We start from the raw sequence: 16,414 nt of genomic DNA, 5'->3' as shown, positions 1-16,414 counted from the left end.
GGTAAAATTATACGGTCTTCATGGCACTGATCAATGACGTGATACTTTTCGCATCTTTGACTGCCATTTTACCGGCGAGGATCAATCGTAGCTCGCGACGCTGTAAAGCTTCGTCGAAGAGCTTTATTTCCTCTTCCGATTCTGGAACCAGTTCGGCGACTTTTCGAGGTTTTGTGTTCTCATCAATAGCCACGAATGTATAGTACGCTTCATTTGATTTTATACGGGTTCCTTCCGGTAGGTTGTGTGCAAAAATCTCCATGCGTACTTCCATCGACGAACTAAATGCACGTGTTACTTTCGCTTGTATGGTAACTACTTCGCCTAGTTTGATGGAGCGTTTAAACGAAACATTATCCACCGATACTGTTACTACAGGGCTATTGGAGTGTTTTTGGGCTGCCATAGCCGAACAAATATCCATCCAGTATAATAATCGTCCGCCCATTAGATTGCCAAAGGTGTTGGTATCGTTGGGAAGTACAAGTTCGTTCATTTCCGTATAGGATTCTTTTGCGAATTTTTTATTCATGCGTTTGTTGTTGTTATCTGTTATAAAAACTAAACTGCTGTTCTATTTCCTCTAGCGATTTTATAAACGGAGTAGGGGAGTATCCTAATTCCGTTTTTGCCTTGTCGAGAATAAAGCCGGTTTTTCTCGGACGATTGTTTTCTTGTCCGATATCAACGGCGCGGATTGGATTAATAAGCGACCTGTCCAGATGCCAAAAATCTGCGATATGGTAAACAGCGTCCAATACAGACATCATTTCGTCGCCGGAGATATGATATATACCGGTCGCTTCTTTTTCTATTGCAAGGATACAGGCATCCGCTAAATCGTCTACAAAAGTAGGCATACGCAACTGATCGCTTACGACGTTGATGCGGTTGTTATCTTCCAATTGTTTCTTCGCCCAAAGAACCAAATTGGATCGATTGTGATCTCCATTTATGCCGTATACTAAAATAGTACGCAGGATAGCTGCACGACAAGTTGTGGATGATAAACGTATTTCAGACGCCACTTTACTTTCCCCATATGCATTACAAGGGTTCGTCGTATCATTTTCCTTATAAGGTCCTTCCTTGCCATCAAATACAAAATCGGTCGATAGGTGGATGAGATGCTTGTCATGTCGCGCACAATATTGCCCCAATTGATAAACGGTTTCGATATTTACTTTTTCACATAATGTGGGGTCTTTTTCGCAAGCCTCTACGCTACTCATAGCTGCGGTATGGATGATTTTATCTGGCTGAACTTCATCTAATAATGCCTGAAGCGCATCCATGTTTGTAAAATCACATGGGATGTAGGTATAACCCTCTCGGATAAAATTCCTGTTTTCGCTTTTAGAAGTAGCGACTATACAGTATTGCGATTTATCGATTAACTTTTCAACAAGCTTCTGCCCAAGAAACCCGTTCGCACCTGTAATAAGAATTGTTTGTTTTAGTTTGTCCATTGAAAATCCATTTTATCCTGTTTCATGGAATTGTCGATGACATCGATTTCCAGTTTCAAGATAGATTCCAATGCCTCGTAATCAATTTTTTCCGGATCATCTCCAGGCTTATGGTAGTCCTCATGGCCCCCAGTATGGAAAAACAAGACAGGAATGTTTTTTTTATAAAAGGAAGTTTGGTCAGAACCACCGTTTCCGTCACGACTGAGATTAAATTTGATATCGCTTGTTATATTTTCAAAAATGGCGGAAAATTTCGAACTGGTTCCATAGCCTATAACGGCAACACCATTATCGGCATTGTATCGACCAATCATATCCATATTCAACATCCAATGGATGTTTTCCAGTGGAATCGTAGGATTCTCCGTAAAATATCGAGAGCCTACCAATCCAAGTTCTTCCGCTCCAAAAGCAATAAATAGTAAATTGAAGGGCTCCGTGATAGCATTGTTGCTGTAATGGCGGGCGAGTTCTAATAAACCTGCAACGCCAGACGCATTGTCATCCGCACCATTATGGATTTGCCCCACACCGAGCGAATCCCTTGAGCCACCTTGATGGCCTTCTCCTAAATGATCGTAATGCGCGCCGATAACGATGGTATACGGGGCATTATTATCCATGTAGCCAATAATATTGTCCGCTTGGCGGATACTGTCTTTCACTACGACGCGGCGTACCCGCGCTTCGAAAGATTGACGGTAGCCTTTTTCTCCCTTAGGTTTTAGTCCGTATTGCTTAAAATGCTTTTCAATATATTTTGCTGCTTTTTTGACCTGTTTAGAACCCGTGCCACGTCCTTGCATCTTGTCGTCAGCTAAATAATAGATGTGTTTTTTTAGGTTTTCTTGGTTGATCTGTGCTAAAACAGATTGAAAGGGAATAAATAATAGAAAATGTAGCGCTATTATATAAAAAGAAAATGGGGCTTTATATTTCATGCCCCAAATATACCTAATCTTCCAAAACTTCGCTGTTCACGCTTTCTTTTTCCACGTGTTCCTCTTTGAAATAACGTTTCTGAAAAATCAAAATAAGGAATACCCCAACAGAAATAGCTGAATCAGCGATATTGAATACCGGTCGGAAAAACAAGAAATGTTCTCCTCCCCAGATAGGAAACCAATCGGGGAAATTACCTTCTATCAAAGGAAAGTAAAGCATGTCCACGACTTTCCCGTGAAACAAAGAGGAGTATCCGCCACCCTCGGGAAATAAGACAGCTTTTTCGTAAAATGTACTTTCGCTAAATATAACACCATAAAACGTGGAATCGATAATATTCCCTAGAGCACCTGCAAATATCAAAGCCACATTTAGGATAAAGCCACGATGGTACTTGTTTTTAACCATATAGTGCAGACCATATCCGATGCCAATCACAGCAACGATTCGAAACAGTGTAAGAAAAAGTTTTCCGAACTCTCCGCCAAATTCCATACCATAAGCCATTCCGTTGTTCTCAATAAAGTGGATGAGAAACTTGTTACCAATGATATTAAAATCTTGTCCGATGGTCATATTGAGTTTTACCCAAAATTTAGACGCTTGGTCGATGAACAGGATAATGGCAATCAGTAAGAGTGGTCGGTTATAGCCTTTCATAAGTATATAAAAATGGAGATGCTTAAAAGTTGTATTTTGAACATCTCCACTTTATTTCATATTAATTGTTAATACTGTTTGTTTTTCGCTTCAATACTCAATGTTGTGTGCGGTACGGCTTTTAAACGTTCCTTTTGGATTAATTTGCCTGTTTCGCGACAGATACCGTACGTTTTGTTTTCAATGCGTACCAAAGCAGCTTCTAGATTGTCGATGAATTTTTTCTGGCGAGCTGCAAGCTGGTTTGTTTGTTCCTTCTCCAACGTCGCTGAGCCATCTTCTAATGTCTTATATGTCCCCGCGGTATCATCTGTTCCATTGGCGTTGCTGCTGCTCAATGAAGAAGTCAAAGCTGCAAGCTCTTCTTTTGCGATACGAAGCTTTTCAAGAATAATCTCTTTAAATTCTTGAAGTTCAGCATCACTGTAGCGTGTTTTTTCTGTACTCATTCCCATAATTAATTTTTATCAACAATTACTCTTAACTCCCTACCATCAATCTCGATGGTATCTCCAGACTCCAATGATGCTTCTTTAAAATCAATAGAGTTTGCCAGAATTTCGGTGCAAATATACGATAAATTATTCTCTACAGCTTCTTGTATTTCAGTATTTTGAGTTATTGTCACTTTAATTCTATCTGTAACCTCAAAACCTTTCTCTTTGCGGAGATTCTGGATGCGGTTAATCAACTCCCTTGACAATCCTTCTTTTTTCAGTTCCGGCGTAATATTAATATCCAACGCAACGGTTAGTTTTCCAAGATTAGCAACCTGCCATCCGGCAACATCTTCCGCTATAATCTCTACATCTTCTGGTTGGATTGTATAGGCGGTACCTTCTAGCTTTAATGATCCCTCGTGTTCTAATAAGCTAATTTGTTCATCGTTCAAGGACTGGATGGCCGCAGCTACCGTTTTCATATCCTTTCCTACTTTTGCCCCGAGAACCTTAAAGTTTGGTTTTATTTTCTTTTTAATGATTCCTGCGGTATCTGTAATGAAGGATACCTCCTTAATATTTGTTTCTGACAGGATAAGCTCTTTGACTTTTTCTACTTTTACTTGAAAAGCATTGTCCAATACCGGGACCAAAATTTTATTTAACGGTTGACGAACATTAATGCCTGTTTTCTTCCGCAAGGATAAAGTTAGCGATGATATGTCTTGTGCTAGCGCCATACGTTCCTCCAGATCCTTATCTACTAGGTCCGCATGATAAACAGGGAAATCTGCCAAGTGCACCGATTCGTAGGGTTCTTTTTTTGAAACCGCATTTAAATCGAGATACAAGCGATCCGAGAAGAATGGCGAAATAGGTGACATCAACTTCGCAACAGTGTCTAGACACGTATATAACGTTTGGTAGGCCGAAATTTTATCTTCTGTATAATCCCCTTTCCAAAAACGGCGGCGGCACAGGCGTACATACCAGTTACTTAAATGTTCGTCGACAAAATTCTGGATAGCACGAGCAGCTTTGGTAGGCTCAAAGTCTGCATAGTATCCGTCCACTTCTTTGGTTAAACTGTTCAATAAGGAGATAATCCAACGGTCTATTTCCGGACGCTTTTCTATGGCAATATCCGGCTCGCTATAGTTGAAATTATCGATATTGGCATATAGTGCGAAGAAAGCGTAGGTGTTATACAGCGTGCCGAAGAATTTACGACGAACCTCGTCTAGGCCTTCTTCATTAAATTTAAGGTTGTCCCACGGTGCCGCATTGCTAATCATATACCAACGGGTTGCATCGGCACTGTATTTATCGATGGTGATAAACGGATCAACGGCGTTGCCCAAACGCTTGGACATCTTGTTGCCGTTTTTATCTAATACCAAACCATTTGATACGACGTTTTTAAATGCCACCGATCCGCGGATCATGGTAGAAATCGCATGAAGTGTAAAAAACCAACCACGGGTTTGATCTACCCCCTCTGCAATAAAATCTGCCGGAAAAGCATCTTCGTATCCGTCCTTGAAAGGATATTCGTCTCCAAGAGCTAATTTGGTATGATCAATTCCCCATTGTGCGTATGGCATTGCGCCCGAGTCAAACCAAACGTCAATCAAATCCGATTCACGGAACATTTTCTGTCCGTTGTCAGAAACCAGGACAATATCGTCTACATATGGACGATGCAGGTCTAACGTATCCGTCCCAAATTTATCCAGATAAGATTGGTTTACGGCTTTCTCTTCTGCATTCAGTACATCCGACTGTACCGCCTGTTCTAACCGAGTTTTCAGCTCCGGTAAGGAGCCTACACATATTTCTTCATTCTCATCTGCCGAACGCCATATGGGAAGCGGTGTTCCCCAATAACGGGAGCGGGAGAGATTCCAATCTACGAGGTTTTCTAGCCAGTTCCCAAAACGGCCGGAACCTGTAGCTTCTGGCTTCCAATTAATGGTTTGGTTTAGCGCTACTAACTTGTCTTTGACAGCTGTTGTACGGATAAACCAACTGTCTAATGGGTAGTATAATACTGGTTTGTCTGTACGCCAGCAATGGGGATAGGAGTGTTCGTATTTCTTGACGTCAAAGGCTTTATTTTCCTCTTTTAATTTAATGGCAATTAAGACGTCTGTGGGTTTAAAGTCTTTTTCCGCACGCTCTTCTGCGGAATAATATTCTTCTTTTACAAAACGACCTGCAAAGTCGGTTATTTCGTTGACGAAACGTCCGGTACGGTCTACGGTAGGGACGTCCTTCCCGTTTTCATCGCGTACCAAAATAGCAGGGATTCCATGCTCCTTACAGACCCTAAAGTCGTCTGCACCGTAAGTTGGCGATGCATGTACGATACCTGTACCGTCTTCGGTGGTTACGAAATCTCCTGGAATTACACGAAAGGCTTTTTCCAATAATTCTTCATTGGTCACATAGGGTAGGAGTTGATGGTAACGCAAACCTACCAATGCTTCCCCTTTAAATTCAGCAGCGATTTCCCAAGGTACGATTTTATCTCCCACTTTATAGTCTTGGAAAGACGCTTGTTGTCCCTCGGTTTTAAAATGCTTTCCGATCAGGTTTTTCGCTAAAATAACGGACACCGGAAGACCTGTATATTGGTTAAAGGTTTTTATCTTGACATAGTCGATGTTCTTACCGACGACCAATGCGGAGTTGCCCGGTAATGTCCAAGGGGTGGTTGTCCATGCGATAAAAGCAACGTCTTCTTCCTCAGATTCCACTAAGGTGGTCATAAGCGGATGTACCTGTGTTTTATCTAAGCGGAACTCGGCAACAATCGTAGTGTCTTTGACATCCTTGTATGTTCCCGGTTGGTTCAGCTCATGTGAACTCAAACCTGTTCCGGCAGCAGGAGAATAAGGTTGTATGGTATAACCTTTGTATAAGAGACCTTTCTTGTAAAGCTCTTTCAATAAATACCATAAGGTTTCTATATATTCGTTCTGGTAGGTGATATACGGGTCGCTAAGGTCAACCCAATAGCCCATTTTTTGGGTAAGGTCATTCCATACATCCGTATATTTCATTACCTCTTTCCGACAAGCGTCATTATAAGCTTCGACACTGATTTTTTTGCCGATATCTTCTTTAGTAATGCCTAGTGTTTTTTCAACGGCCAGTTCAATAGGCAATCCGTGTGTATCCCATCCACCCTTACGCTTTACCTGAAACCCTTTTAGGGTTTTATAGCGACAGAAAATATCTTTAATCGAGCGAGCCATCACGTGGTGAATGCCTGGCATACCATTGGCGGACGGGGGGCCCTCATAAAAAGTATAAGGTTTGTTGGCCGGACGGTTTGATATACTTTTCTCAAAGATATTATTCGACTCCCACCGTTCTAGTATTTCTCTACCTATTTCAGGCAAGTTTAACTGCTTATATTCCTTGTACATCCGAAATTGCGATTGTTTTTTTAAAGGTCGCTAATTTAGTGATTTTAAATGGAAAATAGTAGTGTGTGGTGTGGATTATATAATCCATAGGTATTGGTTTCAAAAATGAAGGCAGACGTATAAGGTCTGCCTTGTTAAATTATGCCGAGAACGAGCTTCCGCAACCGCAAGTGCTTGTCGCGTTGGGGTTATTAAAAGTAAAGCCCCGCGCATCCAGACCGCTTTTAAAGTCTATTTCCATACCTGCTAAGTAGAGACCATGTGCCTTATTCATAAAAACACGTAAGCCTGCTATCATATATTCATTATCACCGTCTTTCTTTTGATCGAAGCCTAATATATAACTCATGCCCGAACAGCCACCGCCTTCAACGCCAACACGCAAACCGAAATCTGCCCCGATTTCCTGTTGGTCGATCAACTTTTTCAGTTCCGCTACAGCGCCTTCAGTTAAGGTTACGGGAGCGGCATTTGTTGTAGTTTCTGTACTCATTACGCGTTATTTATATATTTCGTTGTTACAAATTTACATCTTTCTTTTAAAGAAGTTTTTGGAAGCAGGCTATTTTTGACAATAATAAAACATTCCTAATTTTTTTATGGATTTATATTATCTTTGCACCAAAATTTAGAATTTTTTTATCATACTCCTTAACAATAACACGATGGAAAGAGATCAGGTCATTTTTAACCTAATAGCCGATGAGCTAAAGCGTCAAGAAGAAGGTATCGAATTGATCGCTTCAGAAAACTTTGTAAGTAAGCAAGTGATGGAAGCTGCCGGTTCGGTTTTAACGAACAAATATGCGGAAGGCTTGCCGGGCAAGCGTTACTACGGAGGTTGTGAAGTGGTTGACGAAATTGAAGCGATTGCTATTGACCGTGCAAAAAAGTTATTTGGTGCAGCGTGGGTCAATGTACAGCCTCACTCAGGAGCGCAGGCAAACGCGGCGGTTTTCTTGGCGACGATTCAGCCAGGGGATAAAATTTTAGGACTTGATCTATCTCATGGTGGGCACTTGACGCATGGTTCGCCTGCGAATCTCTCGGGTAAAATCTATCAACCGTTATTTTATGGAGTAAAAGAAGATACAGGTCTTATCGACTATGAACAGTTAGAAGAGACCGCATTGCGCGAAAAACCTAAAATGATTATATGTGGTGCTTCTGCGTATTCGCGCGATTGGGATTACGCGCGTATTCGTAAAGTAGCCGATGAAATAGGGGCACTTGTATTAGCAGATATATCGCATCCAGCAGGATTGATAGCAAAAGGTTTATTGAATGATCCACTTCCACATTGTCATATCGTAACCACAACTACACACAAAACATTGCGTGGCCCTCGTGGTGGTATGATTATGGTTGGTCAGGACTTTGAAAATCCATGGGGTATTAAGACACCAAAAGGAGAAATCCGCACGATAACACAGTTATTGGATCTGGCTGTATTCCCAGGTACGCAAGGAGGGCCTTTGGAACATACGATTGCAGCTAAAGCCATCGCGTATGGAGAGGCGTTGAGTGACGAATACTTAGAATATGCTAAACAGGTGCGTAAAAATGCACAGACTTTAGCTCAATTCTTTGTTGATCGCGATTATAAGATTATCTCCGGAGGCACAGACAACCATTTGATGCTGGTTGATTTGCGCAACAAGGATATTTCTGGTAAAGAAGCGGAAGCGGTATTAGGTAAGGCTGGTATTACAACGAATAAAAATATGGTTCCATTTGATACACGTTCACCATTCGTTACGTCGGGTGTACGTTTCGGAACGGCAGCTATTACCACACGCGGTGTCAAGGAGGACGAAATCATTCAAATTGGTGAGTTGATCGATGAAGCATTGGCAAATCGTTCGAATGAAAGTGCTTTAGATGCGATTCACGGTAAAGTGAGAGCCTTGATGGCACAATTTCCGTTATATAAGTAATAGTTTAACAATATTGGATTATGGAAGAAGGTGGGCAATATTTTTGCACACCTTTTTTATTGGATATATGGAATAAAAAGGTAAATAAAATAAACTATTTCAAGTGTTTATTTGTTATATCCAGAAAAGCGAAAGATGTGTGAATAAATGTTAAAAAATAATCGTTTAATTTGAATCTTCGTTATTTTTCATTTGCTTTGAATTATGGTTATACAAACGAAAGGACGCCTATAAAACACTTTACTCTTTAAAATAAATTCAAACATAAATCTGGGGATTTACTATGAAAACGTTAAAAGAAAAGAGTGACCTTGAGTTGATTCAGGCTTATGTTGCGGGGGATGAATCGGGGATAGAGGTGCTACTGAATAGATATAAGTCGAAAATATATACATCCATCTACCTACAAGTGAAAGACGAATATCTCGCGGAAGATATCTTTCAAGAAACCTTTATAAAGGTTATCAGAACATTAAAATCCGGACGTTATAACGAAGAAGGTAAGTTTTTGCCTTGGGTAGTCCGTATCGCACAAAATATGGTGATCGACCATTTTCGAAAAGAAAAACGAAGCCCGACTGTGGTGAGTAGTGAGGGGTATGATATTTTTGGCGTACTGGAATTTGCTGACGATAACGCGGAATCTAAATTGATGACTGATCAACGCGATGTGGATTTGCGAAAGATCATTCAAAAGTTACCCGACGATCAAAAGGAAGTTCTTATCATGCGTCATTTTTGTGATATGAGCTTTAAGGAAATTGCGGAGATAACCGATGTAAGTATCAATACGGCACTTGGTCGCATGCGCTATGCGCTCAACAATTTGCGAAAAATGATCGAGGAGCATAATATGATGTTGAACATGGGGTAAACAAAAGGGGAGAACTAGAATTTGGTGTTCTCCACTTCTTCAGCAGTTTCTTCTACTTTTGCTTTGAGGTCAGCCTTAAAAGCCAAAACAGATGCAGCTAATTCTTCCGAAGAAGTAGCCAGAATTTGCGCAGCTAAAATTCCGGCATTCTTTGCGGCATTCAACGCAACTGTTGCTACGGGAATCCCATTAGGCATTTGTAATATAGAAAGTACCGAATCCCAACCATCAATAGAGTTAGAGGACTTTACCGGAACACCGATTACTGGTAAGTGGGTGATAGAAGCAACCATTCCCGGCAAATGAGCAGCACCACCAGCTCCTGCGATAATAACTTTCAGCCCACGCGTTGCGGCTGATTTCGCATATTCGTACATCCGCTCGGGTGTACGATGAGCCGAAACAATAGAGACTTCGAAAGTTACTCCTAATTTTTTTAAGACTTCAATAGCGTCTTGCATCACGGGAAGATCGGATTTACTTCCCATGATTATACCTACTTTCGCCATATTTTCTTGATTCATCTTTAAGCTTTTACCTTTAATGTTTCTTGCACCCAACGTGCATTTTTTATCGCTAACTCACGATCGTCATTTACAATGCATACGTGTCCCATCTTACGAAAAGGTTTCGTGTATTTTTTTCCATATAAATGGACAAATACACCTTCAACGGCAAGTACCTCCTCTACACCCTCATATTTGGCTAGACCCTCATACTGTGGTTCACCTAATAGGTTTATCATTACTGCATTCGTTCTCGCTGTTGTGGCGCCCAACGGCAAATTGAAAATAGCACGCAAATGCTGGGCAAATTGCGATGTGATATTTCCCTCAATCGTATGGTGTCCGCTGTTGTGTGGCCTAGGAGCAAGCTCGTTTACTAAAATCTCACCATCTTTTGTCAGAAACATTTCCACTGCTAAGAGACCGACAATTTGTAAGTCGTCCGCTATCTTTTTCGCTATTTCATCAGCTTGCGTTTGGGTTTCAAAAGGCAATGTCGAAGGTGAAATCAGAAATTCGACCAAATTGGCATCGGGATTGAACTCCATCTCCACCAAGGGAAAAGTAGTCACATCACCTTTATCATTTCTAGCAACAATCACCGCAATCTCTTTCTCAAAATCCACCAACTCTTCTATCAAAGAAGGTTCTTCAAAAGCCTGCTCGATTTCTGATGTACTGTTGATTTTCTTTACACCCTTACCATCGTAGCCGTCCTTGCGAAGCTTTTGCATATAAGGTAACGGGATAGCCGTTTCATAGAGATTTTCTTTATTGGAGATCAGTTGAAAAGCTGCAGTCGGAATATCGTTTTGTTTAAAAAATTGTTTTTGCAGACCTTTATCTTGAATCAATCGAATGATTCGGGACTGCGGATATACTATAACACCTTCGCCTTCCAACTTCTCTAAAGCATCCACATTCACTTTTTCGATTTCAATGGTGATCATGTCTAAATCTTTACCAAAATTATAGACTGTCTCAAAATCGCCTAATGAACCACATTCAAAACGGTTACATAATTTACGGCACGGTGCATTTTTATCGGGGTCTAATATATGCACGTTTACGTTGTAATTGATGGCTTCTTGTATGAGCATACGACCCAACTGGCCACCGCCAAGAATACCTAATTGCAACTCGCCATAAAAATCTTTTGCCATAGTGTTTTTAAAATATTAAGCGTGTTCAGAAAAATATTGATCTTGTAATATATTCTCTGTTTCTATTTTCTTTTGAAGTTCTAAAAATGCGCCTATTAACGCTTCCGGTCTCGGTGGGCATCCCTGTACATATACATCTACGGGAATAATCCTATCAACACCTTTCACCACGTGATAGCCATGTTGCCAATACGGACCGCCGCAATTTGAGCAAGAACCCATCGATATGACATATTTGGGTTCGGGCATCTGTTCGTAGAGTTTTTTTATTCTATCTGCCATCTTAAAGGTCACGGTTCCTGCAATGATCATCACATCGGATTGTCTGGGAGAGGGGCGTGGAAACACGCCTAAACGATCCAGATCGTATGTTGACGCCATAGCACCCATCATTTCGATCGCACAACAAGCGATTCCGAAACTCACCGGCCACATGGATGATAACCTTGCCCAATTTAGCAAATCATCCATCTTAGCAATGATTACACCCCCGCTTTGTGCTTGATTTTGTCCTTTATCCATGTTTTAATCAGTTTGACTTCTTGAATTTTGGCCGAAACCCTAATCCTCCGCTACGAGCCACTTTTGCATTGGTGTCGTCTGTTTCCGAAGATACTGTTTCCTTATAGTCGCGGACTTGGTATTTTTTATTATTCAATTGTTCATAGGCCGTAGCGGGTATACCAACAGAAACGCGAGGTTGTATATGTGCGGGTTTGATCCATGATATATCACCCCGCTTCCATACGTAGACCAATCCTACTACCAGAATGCCTAAAAACATCCCCATTTCTACTAACGTAAACCATCCCCACCGCCCATCAGCAGCAACCAGTTCGCTACTTCCGAAAACGGTTGCCCAGGGAAATACGAAAATCAATTCTACATCAAATAATAGAAAGACCAAAGCAATCACATAAAATCGTGGATTTATCTGTACCCAAGCATTGCCCGTGGTTTCCTCACCACATTCGTACGTGCTTAGTTTTTCGGGGGTCGGTTTCTTCGGTGATAGTATTCTCGCCAACAAAATGGTTACGCACACCAGTAGGATACCTACTATCGCAATTAATAGTATTTTTCCGTATTCTGAGAGTTGCGCGGGGTCATCCATAAAACAAAAATAGGAAATATTATTTAAAAAGGTTTGCCGGGCATTTTGGGCATATTGCGCATCATTTTCGCGGCCATAGCGGGATTGGACATTTGTTTCATGACTTTGCGCATATCTGCAAATTGTTTCATTAGCTTATTCACTTCGTTGATATCTGTTCCTGAACCCTTTGCTATACGCATGCGCCGTTTGGTATCGATCGCATCTGGATTTTCTCTTTCAAAAGGTGTCATGGAGTCGATAATCGCTTCAATCGGTTTAAAAGCATCGTCTTCTATTTCCACATCCTTAATGGCTTTGCCGACACCGGGAATCATCCCCATCAAGTCTTTCATATTACCCATTTTCTTAATTTGCTGGATCTGGGATTTAAAGTCGTTGAAGTCGAATTTATTTTTACGGATTTTCTTTTGTAGCTCTGCTGCTTCCTTCTCGTCAAACTGCTGTTGGGCACGTTCTACCAACGAAACCACGTCTCCCATGCCGAGAATACGGGATGCCATACGGTCCGGGTGGAATACATCAAGTGCTTCCATTTTCTCGCCTGTACCGATAAACTTGATGGGTTTATTGACTACGGATTTGATGGATAACGCTGCACCACCACGGGTATCACCGTCCAACTTCGTGAGTACGACACCCGTGAAGTCCAAACGGTCATTGAATGCCTTAGCCGTATTGACAGCATCTTGACCTGTCATGGCATCCACTACAAATAGGATTTCATGCGGTTGCGTCGCCTCTTTTACAGCTGTTATTTCGGTCATTAAAGCCTCGTCGATAGCTAGCCGCCCGGCGGTATCAATAATGACAATGTTATTTCCGTTGCGTTTGGCTTCTGCTACCCCTTCCATAGCAATGGCAATGGGATCGGATGATTCGCGATTGACATACACGGGCACATTCACTTGCTCGCCCAGTACCTGTAATTGGTCTATTGCAGCGGGACGATAAACATCTCCTGCTACTAATAATGGTTTCTTGCCTTTTTTATCACGGAGATAGTTTGCGAGCTTGCCGGAGAATGTGGTTTTACCCGCACCGTTCAAACCAGCTATCAGGATCACTGTGGGATTATGTGTTACATCCAGGTCGGTGACTGTTCCTCCCATAAGGGAAGTCAGCTCATCGTTCATGATTTTAGTCAGTAACTGCCCCGGTGAAATGCTAGTCAGTACATTCTGACCCAAGGCTTTTTGCTTTACGTCATCGGTGAATGTTTTGGCCGTTTTATAATTCACATCGGCATCCAACAATGCCTTGCGAATTTCTTTCATCGTCTCTGCGACGTTTATTTCAGTGATACTTCCTTGCCCTTTTAATACCTTAAAGGCCCTATCCAGTTTATCCTGTAAATTCTGAAACATGTTTATCTCTCGTCTTAAAATGTGCTAAGTGCCAAAGTTACAAAATAGTGTCGAATTTTATTTCATCAATCGACGGGAATCCATTAAACTACAAAAAATGCGACATCTAGTCGCATTTTTTGTCTTATGTTTATGCACGTTATTATTAATCTCTTCTTCCGAAAAGGATATAAGCATAATATAATAGCGTTACCAGTGCTGATAATGCTGCTACAACGTACGTCATTGCAGCCCATTTCAATGCGTCTTTTGCACCATCATGCTCATCCCGGCTGTGGGTAACATTAGCTGTCTCCAGCCATTTCAATGCTCTACCAGATGCGTCAAATTCTACGGGTAAAGTCACAAAAGCGAATAACGTTGTCAAGAACAATGCACCTACACCGACTGCGAGTATCCACGGGTTCCCACTAAAAGCCATCATCAGCACACCGGCTATCAGGACCCAAGAAGTCAATCGCGAAGCCACACTAACAACCGGCACCATCGCCGAACGGAACTGCAACCAGGAATAAGCGGTTGCGTGTTGTACGGCGTGTCCGCATTCATGTGCAGCAACAGCAGCGGCAGCAACACTACGGCCATAATATACTTCGTTGCTTAAGTTTACGGTTTTATTCGCTGGATTGTAATGGTCGGACAAACCGCCTCCATCGGCTACCAGCACCTTCACGTCATAGATTCCATTTTCATGGAGCATTTTTTGAGCGATTTCAGCGCCTGAAAGCCCAGAACTTAAAGGGAACTCTGAATATTTTTTAAACTTGTTCTTAAACCTCGATTGCACAATCCAACTGATAACTGCAATCCCAATAAATATAATCCAATACATAGTCTTTATTTCTTTTTAAATCTTTTGCTGTTTCTCTTTCCTTCCCTGCAAACCATATTCCATTCGTTATGATTCGGCTTGAAGATAATAAAAACCATTCATTTTGTCAGTTTAAAATAAAAAAAGTGATATTAGCCTGTCATTATTGCGTATTATCGTAGAAAAAACTGATCAATTATATAATTGAAGCTGATTTAAAACCGTATATATTTCTTTTTGACGTTGCGAGGACGGAATAAGGCCAAGCATTATTTTCGCAAATCAGGGTGTAGTCGTCGTCATTTGTCGCCATTAGCGCTCATTTGTATTCATTTGTGTTCATTTTTCGCTATCGATCTGTGTGTTGCATTATGTTTGTGCTGTTCGATCATCTCGCGAGGAGTAAACAGGCAATCAGATAATAGTAGTTTCGGTAGGGTTAAAAATTATCAAATCTTATCAATTTCTATCAAATCCTATCGAAATTTCATTTTGGTGACTAGCTGTTTTTACGTTTGTTTCGTTCGATCATCTCGCGAGGAGTAAGAACAAAAGAAAAGGTATCGGAAAATGCTAACGGAAAGAGCTCGCCGGTGGTGCAGTAGACCGATACCGACAAATATTTTTAAACTTTTAAATATTATTATTATGGCAATTAAATTCAATGTACAGGAAATCGGCAACCCGCAGGATGCGGCTGCCCCTAAAAAGTTCTACGCACGTCCGATAAGCAGCGGCGAGATTACCTTGGAAGATCTAGCTTCCGATATCTCCCACGCGTCTTCCATTAACGAGGCGGATGTAATGGCGGTATTATACAGTTTGGTGCGGGAAATTCCACGTAATATCTCCCGAGGATATATTGTTCGTCTGGGCGGTCTGGGATCTTTTCGTTTAGGCACGAGCAGCTTGGGAAGTGAAGCAGCCGAAGATGTTACGGCTGCTAATATCCAACGCAGACGTGTGTTATTCCAAAATGGCGGGCGTATCAAAAAGGCAATAACCGATTTAACTTTCAAGAAAATCGAATAGAAGTCTTTTCATAGCTTAGTCGGTTGGCCGGCATCTTCAGATGCCGGCTTTTTTGTGTTCAAAACACCCAAAATGACCGTGGTCATTTAAAAAAAGGAACGTTTGATTTTCCAAAATGAAAGTTTGTTTCACACAAACGACCGTGGTCACTTTCCAAAAACAAACTTGGAGTCTGAAAAGTTACCGTGGTCAGTTTTTAGAAATGGATTTTCTACTCAAAAAAAGATTTGAGAAAGATTTATTTTATGTTAAGTTAATTTTATTTCTGCACTATCTCTATTATCGATGTCCTCTACGCTTGTGGTACCTTTCCAACATACGTTTGGTAAATGCGTTATCGATTTGCCAATCCTCTCCAGGACCCCATTCAATAACTTCTCCGTTAAGGAAATATACCCAAACTGGACGTCGCTCCACTGTTTCTGTATACGAATTACGTTCAACAGGCATATATTCGTATACTTCGAGGGGACCCTCTTCGGTGGATTGTGCCATTACGACCATGTTGGGTTTTCCAATACGTTTGATAACGGTTTCTTTTGGCATGCCTAAGCTGATTAAACTCATGTCGCCATGTCTTAATGCAGCACATGACCCCAAGAATAATAAAATACCAGCAGCTAGATATAGGGATAATTTATACATAGATTTTTGATTTG

At 41.2% G+C, this 16,414-nt stretch carries 17 protein-coding genes; 3 read left to right on the top strand and 14 right to left on the bottom strand.

What is annotated here, in order from left to right; translation table 11 throughout:
* Nucleotides 1-7: 7 nt before the first annotated feature.
* The 7 genes from H8B21_RS01670 to H8B21_RS01640 form a co-directional block, all read right to left on the bottom strand.
* Nucleotides 8-532 carry an acyl-CoA thioesterase gene (locus H8B21_RS01670; protein ID WP_130141504.1) on the bottom strand — a complete coding sequence of 175 codons (525 nt, stop codon included), beginning with the start codon at nucleotides 530-532 and terminating at the stop codon, nucleotides 8-10.
* Between the two features lie 13 nt (nucleotides 533-545).
* Nucleotides 546-1,469: an SDR family oxidoreductase gene (locus tag H8B21_RS01665; RefSeq protein WP_190312054.1), complete on the bottom strand. Its 924-nt coding sequence runs from the start codon at nucleotides 1,467-1,469 to the stop codon at nucleotides 546-548.
* Entirely contained in the window at nucleotides 1,457-2,413 is a 957-nt protein-coding gene (locus tag H8B21_RS01660; protein WP_190312053.1) for a M20/M25/M40 family metallo-hydrolase, read from the bottom strand. The genes H8B21_RS01665 and H8B21_RS01660 overlap by 13 nt, the downstream gene beginning before the upstream one ends.
* Nucleotides 2,414-2,426: 13 nt before the next feature.
* Complete coding sequence (locus tag H8B21_RS01655; protein ID WP_190312052.1) at nucleotides 2,427-3,077, bottom strand: lipoprotein signal peptidase; 651 nt, start codon at nucleotides 3,075-3,077, stop codon at nucleotides 2,427-2,429.
* 68 nt (nucleotides 3,078-3,145) lie between these two features.
* Nucleotides 3,146-3,532 (bottom strand): TraR/DksA family transcriptional regulator, encoded by a 387-nt coding sequence (locus H8B21_RS01650; RefSeq protein WP_190312051.1) that lies wholly within the window; start codon nucleotides 3,530-3,532, stop codon nucleotides 3,146-3,148.
* A 2-nt stretch (nucleotides 3,533-3,534) separates the two neighbouring features.
* Nucleotides 3,535-6,951, bottom strand: coding sequence for an isoleucine--tRNA ligase (gene ileS / locus H8B21_RS01645; RefSeq protein ID WP_190312050.1), 3,417 nt, complete (start codon nucleotides 6,949-6,951; stop codon nucleotides 3,535-3,537).
* Between the two features lie 139 nt (nucleotides 6,952-7,090).
* The gene (locus H8B21_RS01640) at nucleotides 7,091-7,444 is read right to left on the bottom strand and encodes a HesB/IscA family protein (protein ID WP_190312049.1); all 354 of its coding nucleotides are present in this window, start codon (nucleotides 7,442-7,444) and stop codon (nucleotides 7,091-7,093) included.
* A 172-nt stretch (nucleotides 7,445-7,616) separates the two neighbouring features.
* Here H8B21_RS01640 and glyA point away from each other — a divergent pair, with 172 nt between their 5' ends.
* Both glyA and H8B21_RS01630 read left to right on the top strand, forming a co-directional pair.
* Nucleotides 7,617-8,888 carry a serine hydroxymethyltransferase gene (glyA, locus tag H8B21_RS01635; RefSeq protein WP_190312048.1) on the top strand — a complete coding sequence of 424 codons (1,272 nt, stop codon included), beginning with the start codon at nucleotides 7,617-7,619 and terminating at the stop codon, nucleotides 8,886-8,888.
* Between the two features lie 283 nt (nucleotides 8,889-9,171).
* Nucleotides 9,172-9,762, top strand: coding sequence for an RNA polymerase sigma factor (locus tag H8B21_RS01630; protein WP_190312047.1), 591 nt, complete (start codon nucleotides 9,172-9,174; stop codon nucleotides 9,760-9,762).
* Nucleotides 9,763-9,776: 14 nt separating this feature from the next.
* On the opposite strand, the gene purE is transcribed toward H8B21_RS01630, so the two are convergent.
* The 6 genes from purE to H8B21_RS01600 all read right to left on the bottom strand — a co-directional run bounded on the left by purE (nucleotide 9,777) and on the right by H8B21_RS01600 (nucleotide 14,744).
* Nucleotides 9,777-10,286, bottom strand: a complete 510-nt coding sequence (gene purE, locus H8B21_RS01625) for a 5-(carboxyamino)imidazole ribonucleotide mutase (protein WP_190312046.1) — start codon at nucleotides 10,284-10,286, stop codon at nucleotides 9,777-9,779.
* A 2-nt stretch (nucleotides 10,287-10,288) separates the two neighbouring features.
* Nucleotides 10,289-11,431, bottom strand: coding sequence for a 5-(carboxyamino)imidazole ribonucleotide synthase (locus H8B21_RS01620; protein ID WP_190312045.1), 1,143 nt, complete (start codon nucleotides 11,429-11,431; stop codon nucleotides 10,289-10,291).
* A 15-nt stretch (nucleotides 11,432-11,446) separates the two neighbouring features.
* On the bottom strand, nucleotides 11,447-11,953 hold the full coding sequence (locus H8B21_RS01615; protein WP_190312044.1) for an NADH-quinone oxidoreductase subunit B: 507 nt from the start codon (nucleotides 11,951-11,953) through the stop codon (nucleotides 11,447-11,449).
* Between the two features lie 7 nt (nucleotides 11,954-11,960).
* Nucleotides 11,961-12,545 carry an NADH-quinone oxidoreductase subunit A gene (locus H8B21_RS01610; RefSeq protein ID WP_190312043.1) on the bottom strand — a complete coding sequence of 195 codons (585 nt, stop codon included), beginning with the start codon at nucleotides 12,543-12,545 and terminating at the stop codon, nucleotides 11,961-11,963.
* Nucleotides 12,546-12,568: 23 nt separating this feature from the next.
* Complete coding sequence (ffh, locus tag H8B21_RS01605) at nucleotides 12,569-13,912, bottom strand: signal recognition particle protein (RefSeq protein ID WP_190312042.1); 1,344 nt, start codon at nucleotides 13,910-13,912, stop codon at nucleotides 12,569-12,571.
* 145 nt (nucleotides 13,913-14,057) lie between these two features.
* Nucleotides 14,058-14,744 carry a zinc metallopeptidase gene (locus tag H8B21_RS01600; RefSeq protein WP_190312041.1) on the bottom strand — a complete coding sequence of 229 codons (687 nt, stop codon included), beginning with the start codon at nucleotides 14,742-14,744 and terminating at the stop codon, nucleotides 14,058-14,060.
* 627 nt (nucleotides 14,745-15,371) lie between these two features.
* Here H8B21_RS01600 and H8B21_RS01595 point away from each other — a divergent pair.
* Nucleotides 15,372-15,755, top strand: a complete 384-nt coding sequence (locus H8B21_RS01595) for an HU family DNA-binding protein (protein WP_190312040.1) — start codon at nucleotides 15,372-15,374, stop codon at nucleotides 15,753-15,755.
* A 279-nt stretch (nucleotides 15,756-16,034) separates the two neighbouring features.
* Here the strand turns inward: H8B21_RS01595 and H8B21_RS01590 are convergent, their stop codons facing one another.
* Nucleotides 16,035-16,400 (bottom strand): hypothetical protein, encoded by a 366-nt coding sequence (locus H8B21_RS01590; RefSeq protein WP_190312039.1) that lies wholly within the window; start codon nucleotides 16,398-16,400, stop codon nucleotides 16,035-16,037.
* Between the last annotated feature and the right edge of the window lie 14 nt (nucleotides 16,401-16,414).

It is taken from the genome of Sphingobacterium chuzhouense, assembly GCF_014692525.1.
Classification (GTDB): Bacteria; Bacteroidota; Bacteroidia; order Sphingobacteriales; family Sphingobacteriaceae; genus Sphingobacterium; species Sphingobacterium chuzhouense.
This window is presented reverse-complemented; position numbering and strand designations above follow the sequence as displayed.

What these genes read in the sequence shown, in the direction of transcription:
- purE (WP_190312046.1), bottom strand. Translation starts at nt 10,286, where the DNA reads ATGAATCAAGAAAATATGGCGAAAGTAGGTATAATCATGGGAAGTAAA.
- H8B21_RS01600 (WP_190312041.1), bottom strand. Translation starts at nt 14,744, where the DNA reads ATGTATTGGATTATATTTATTGGGATTGCAGTTATCAGTTGGATTGTG.
- H8B21_RS01660 (WP_190312053.1), bottom strand. Translation starts at nt 2,413, where the DNA reads ATGAAATATAAAGCCCCATTTTCTTTTTATATAATAGCGCTACATTTT.
- ffh (WP_190312042.1), bottom strand. Translation starts at nt 13,912, where the DNA reads ATGTTTCAGAATTTACAGGATAAACTGGATAGGGCCTTTAAGGTATTA.
- H8B21_RS01590 (WP_190312039.1), bottom strand. Translation starts at nt 16,400, where the DNA reads ATGTATAAATTATCCCTATATCTAGCTGCTGGTATTTTATTATTCTTG.
- glyA (WP_190312048.1), top strand. Translation starts at nt 7,617, where the DNA reads ATGGAAAGAGATCAGGTCATTTTTAACCTAATAGCCGATGAGCTAAAG.
- H8B21_RS01655 (WP_190312052.1), bottom strand. Translation starts at nt 3,077, where the DNA reads ATGAAAGGCTATAACCGACCACTCTTACTGATTGCCATTATCCTGTTC.
- H8B21_RS01650 (WP_190312051.1), bottom strand. Translation starts at nt 3,532, where the DNA reads ATGGGAATGAGTACAGAAAAAACACGCTACAGTGATGCTGAACTTCAA.
- ileS (WP_190312050.1), bottom strand. Translation starts at nt 6,951, where the DNA reads ATGTACAAGGAATATAAGCAGTTAAACTTGCCTGAAATAGGTAGAGAA.
- H8B21_RS01670 (WP_130141504.1), bottom strand. Translation starts at nt 532, where the DNA reads ATGAATAAAAAATTCGCAAAAGAATCCTATACGGAAATGAACGAACTT.
- H8B21_RS01610 (WP_190312043.1), bottom strand. Translation starts at nt 12,545, where the DNA reads ATGGATGACCCCGCGCAACTCTCAGAATACGGAAAAATACTATTAATT.
- H8B21_RS01630 (WP_190312047.1), top strand. Translation starts at nt 9,172, where the DNA reads ATGAAAACGTTAAAAGAAAAGAGTGACCTTGAGTTGATTCAGGCTTAT.
- H8B21_RS01615 (WP_190312044.1), bottom strand. Translation starts at nt 11,953, where the DNA reads ATGGATAAAGGACAAAATCAAGCACAAAGCGGGGGTGTAATCATTGCT.
- H8B21_RS01620 (WP_190312045.1), bottom strand. Translation starts at nt 11,431, where the DNA reads ATGGCAAAAGATTTTTATGGCGAGTTGCAATTAGGTATTCTTGGCGGT.
- H8B21_RS01595 (WP_190312040.1), top strand. Translation starts at nt 15,372, where the DNA reads ATGGCAATTAAATTCAATGTACAGGAAATCGGCAACCCGCAGGATGCG.
- H8B21_RS01665 (WP_190312054.1), bottom strand. Translation starts at nt 1,469, where the DNA reads ATGGACAAACTAAAACAAACAATTCTTATTACAGGTGCGAACGGGTTT.
- H8B21_RS01640 (WP_190312049.1), bottom strand. Translation starts at nt 7,444, where the DNA reads ATGAGTACAGAAACTACAACAAATGCCGCTCCCGTAACCTTAACTGAA.